At 68.4% G+C, this 3,615-nt stretch carries 3 protein-coding genes and 1 pseudogene; all 4 read left to right on the top strand.

Translation table 11 applies throughout. From position 1 onward, the window contains the following. Nucleotides 1-146 precede the first annotated feature (146 nt). Entirely contained in the window at nucleotides 147-1,169 is a 1,023-nt protein-coding gene (lpxD, locus tag RWO33_RS19740) for a UDP-3-O-(3-hydroxymyristoyl)glucosamine N-acyltransferase (protein ID WP_314107109.1), read from the top strand. Beyond that, nucleotides 1,166-1,621, top strand: coding sequence for a 3-hydroxyacyl-ACP dehydratase FabZ (fabZ, locus tag RWO33_RS19735; protein WP_314107107.1), 456 nt, complete (start codon nucleotides 1,166-1,168; stop codon nucleotides 1,619-1,621). Before lpxD ends, fabZ begins: the two co-directional genes overlap by 4 nt. After that, on the top strand, nucleotides 1,618-2,403 hold the full coding sequence (gene lpxA / locus RWO33_RS19730; RefSeq protein WP_145478154.1) for an acyl-ACP--UDP-N-acetylglucosamine O-acyltransferase: 786 nt from the start codon (nucleotides 1,618-1,620) through the stop codon (nucleotides 2,401-2,403). Before fabZ ends, lpxA begins: the two co-directional genes overlap by 4 nt. A gap of 2 nt (nucleotides 2,404-2,405) precedes the next feature. Continuing rightward, a pseudogene (gene lpxB / locus RWO33_RS19725) lies at nucleotides 2,406-3,572 on the top strand (lipid-A-disaccharide synthase); the annotation flags it as partial. Nucleotides 3,573-3,615 lie beyond the last annotated feature (43 nt).

Raw genomic sequence — 3,615 nt, 5'->3', positions numbered from 1 at the left:
TTCGCCCACAAGGGCACGGCGGCCCCGCGCTCGCCCCACCGGCAGCCGCGTCTGCTGCAGCGCGCGCCCCGGCAAACCGGCGCCGGGCGGCGAAAGCCCAAGATCGGATGCATGACCGAACTGGCGGCACACGGTAAACTCGCGGCGTGAACACTCCTACCTATACCGCCCAGCAACTCGCCGAGCAGTTTGGCCTGCAGGTCCATGGTGATGGCAGCACCGCCATCCGTGGCGTGGCCACGCTTGCCCATGCCGGCTCCGGCCAGCTGACCTTCCTGGCCAATCCGCGCTACCGGGCCCAGCTGGCCGACAGCCAGGCCGGCATCGTGGTGCTGCGCGCCGACGACGCCGACGCCGCACCCGGTACCGCGCTGATCGCCAAGGACCCGTACACCACCTTCGCCAAGATCGCCGCGCTGTTCGACATCGCCCCGACCCGGCCGCCGGGCATCCACCCCAGCGCCGTCATCGATCCCGACGCCCAGGTCGCCGCCAGCGCCCACATCGGCCCGTTCGTCACCATCGGCGCGCGCAGCGTGGTCGGTGAAAACTGCATCGTCGGCCCCGGCAGCGTCATCGGCGAAGACTGCAGCCTCGACACCGGCTGCGAACTCATCGCCCGCGTCACCCTGGTCACCCGCGTCCGCATCGGCAAGCGCGTGCGCATCCATCCGGGCGCCGTGCTTGGCGCCGATGGGTTCGGCCTGGCCATGGATGCCGGCAGCTGGATCAAAGTACCCCAGCTCGGCGGCGTGCGGATCGGCGACGACTGCGAGATCGGCGCCAACACCTGCGTCGACCGCGGTGCCCTCGAAGATACCGTGCTCGACAACGACGTGCGCCTGGACAACCTCGTCCAGATCGCCCACAACGTCCAGATCGGCGCCCACTCCGCCATCGCCGGCTGCACCGGCATCGCCGGCAGCGCCAAGATCGGCCGCTACTGCCTGCTCGGCGGCGCCGTCGGCGTCGTCGGCCACCTCGAGATCTGCGACAAGGTGGTCATCACCGGCAAGTCCGTGGTGCGCAACTCCATCACCGAACCGGGCGAGTACTCGTCCGGGACCCCATTGACCGACAATCGCACGTGGCGCAAGAACGCCGCGCGCTTCAAGCAGCTCGATGCCCTGGCCCGTCGCATCCTGTCTGTAAGCAAGGAGAAGGAATGAGCCACGAACAGAAGCTGCCGGACATCACCGAAATCCAGGCGCTGATCCCGCACCGCTACCCCTTCCTGCTGGTCGACAAGGTCGTCGCGATCGATTACGAAAAGCGCACCATCGTCGCCACCAAGAACGTCAGCATCAACGAACCGTTCTTCCAGGGCCACTTCCCCGGCCAGCCGATCATGCCCGGCGTGCTGATCATCGAAGCCATGGCCCAGGCCGGCGGCGTGCTGACCCAGCTCACCCTGGGCCGTGACGCCCAGTCCAAGCTGTTCTACATGGTCAAGGTCGACAAGGCCCGCTTCAGCAGGCAGGTCGTGCCCGGTGACGTGCTGGAGATGCACGTGGAGATCAAGCGCGTGATCCGCAACATGGCGGTGTACGACTGCGTGGCCAAGGTCGACGGCGAAGTCGTCGCCTGCGCCGAAGTGCTCTGCGCCGGCACCCGCGAATGAACGCGCCGCTCATCCACCCCACCGCGGTCATCGACCCGTCGGCAAAACTGGCGGCGGATGTGCGTGTCGGTGCGTTCTGCCTGATCGGTGCCGACGTCGAAATCGGTGCCGGCACCGAAGTCGGCCCGCACTGCTCGATCCACGGCCCGACCCGGATCGGCCGCAACAACCGCTTCATCGGCCACGTCGCGGTCGGCGGCGAGCCGCAGGACAAGAAATACGCCGGCGAGCGCACCGAACTGGTGATCGGCGACGACAACGTGTTCCGCGAGTTCGTCACCCTCAACCGCGGTACCGGCGGCGGCGGTGGCGTCACCACCATCGGCAACGGCAACTGGATGCTGGCCTACACCCACGTGGCGCATGACTGCCATGTCGGCAACCACTGCGTGTTCTCCAACAACACCACCCTCGCCGGCCACGTGACCGTGGGCGACTACGTGATCATCAGCGGCTTCGCCGGTGCCCACCAGTTCTGCCGCATCGGTGCCCACGCCTTCCTCGGCATGGGCGCACTGACCAATGGCGACGTCCCGCCGTTCACCATGGTCGGCAGCGACTCGCTGGGTCGCCCGCGTGGCATCAACAGCGAAGGCCTGAAGCGCCGTGGCTTCGATGCCGAGCGCATCGCCAGCATCAAGCGTGCTTACCGCACCCTGTACGTGGCCGGCCTGCCGCTGGCCGAAGCCAAGGTGCAGCTGGCCGAACAGGCCACGCACAGCGCCGACGTCAAGGACATGCTGGACTTCATCGAGCACGCCGAGAGGCCGCTGCTGCGATGACCGCTCGGCCGCTGCGGATCGCCCTGGTCGCCGGTGAAGCTTCCGGCGACCTGTTGGGCGCCGGTCTGGTCCGCGAACTGCAACGCCGCTTCCCCGATGCCGAATTTGCCGGCATCGGCGGTGACGCCATGCGCAACGCCGGCTGCCAGACCTGGTTCGACGCCAGCGAACTGGCGGTGATGGGGCTGACCGAAGTGCTGCGCCACCTACCGCGCCTGCTCGCCCTGCGCAAGGCATTCCGCACCCGCGTGCTGGAGTGGCAGCCGGACGTGTTCATCGGCATCGATGCGCCGGACTTCAACCTGGGCGTGGAGCGTTGGCTGAAGGAACGCGGCGTGCGCACGGTGCACTATGTCAGTCCGTCGGTGTGGGCCTGGCGCGAGAAGCGCGCGGAGAAGATCGGCGCCAGCGCCGACCTGGTGCTGTGCCTGTTCCCGATGGAGCCGCCGATCTACGCGCGGCACGGCATCGATGCACGGTTCGTCGGCCACCCGATGGCCGACGACATCCCGCTGCACAGCGACCGCGAGGCGGCTCGCGTGGCGCTGGGCCTGCCGGCCAATGCGAAGGTGCTGGCCGTACTGCCGGGCAGCCGGCTGGGCGAGATCAGCAAGCTGGGCGAAGCCTTCTTCGAGGCGGCCTGGCAGGTTTCGGAGCGTATTCCGGGCCTGCACGTGGTGGTCCCGGCGGCCAACCCGGCCTGCCGCCAGCTGATCAACGAGCAGCTGTCGCGGTCGGCGTTGCCGGTGGCGCATTCGCACGTGCTGGACGGCGAGGCGCGTACGGCGATGATCGCGGCCGACGTGGTGGTGCTGGCCTCGGGCACGGCCACGCTGGAAACCATGCTGGTGAAGCGGACGATGGTGGTGGGCTACCGGGTGGCGGAGCTGACCTACCGGATCGTCAAGGCACTGGGCCTGATCAAGGTGGACCGTTTCGCGCTGCCCAACATCCTGGCCGGCAAGGACCTGGCGCCGGAGCTGATCCAGCACGACTGCGTGCCGGACAAGCTGGCCGATGCGATCCTGCAATGGTTCGAACATCCGCAGCGCGGTCTCGATATCCAGCCGACCTACGAGCAGCTGCACCTGCAGCTGCGCCAGGACGCGTCGGCGCGCGCGGCCGATGCGGTGGCCGAGCTGCTTTCACGCGGCGGTGCAGCGGCATGAGCCGGCGCCATGCAGCGGCGGCCTCGCTGGCGCTGTTCGACGG

This window comes from uncultured Stenotrophomonas sp., from assembly GCF_963519925.1.
Taxonomy (GTDB): Bacteria; Pseudomonadota; Gammaproteobacteria; order Xanthomonadales; family Xanthomonadaceae; genus Stenotrophomonas; species Stenotrophomonas maltophilia_AE.
This window is presented reverse-complemented; position numbering and strand designations above follow the sequence as displayed.

What these genes read in the sequence shown, in the direction of transcription:
- lpxA (WP_145478154.1), top strand. Translation starts at nt 1,618, where the DNA reads ATGAACGCGCCGCTCATCCACCCCACCGCGGTCATCGACCCGTCGGCA.
- fabZ (WP_314107107.1), top strand. Translation starts at nt 1,166, where the DNA reads ATGAGCCACGAACAGAAGCTGCCGGACATCACCGAAATCCAGGCGCTG.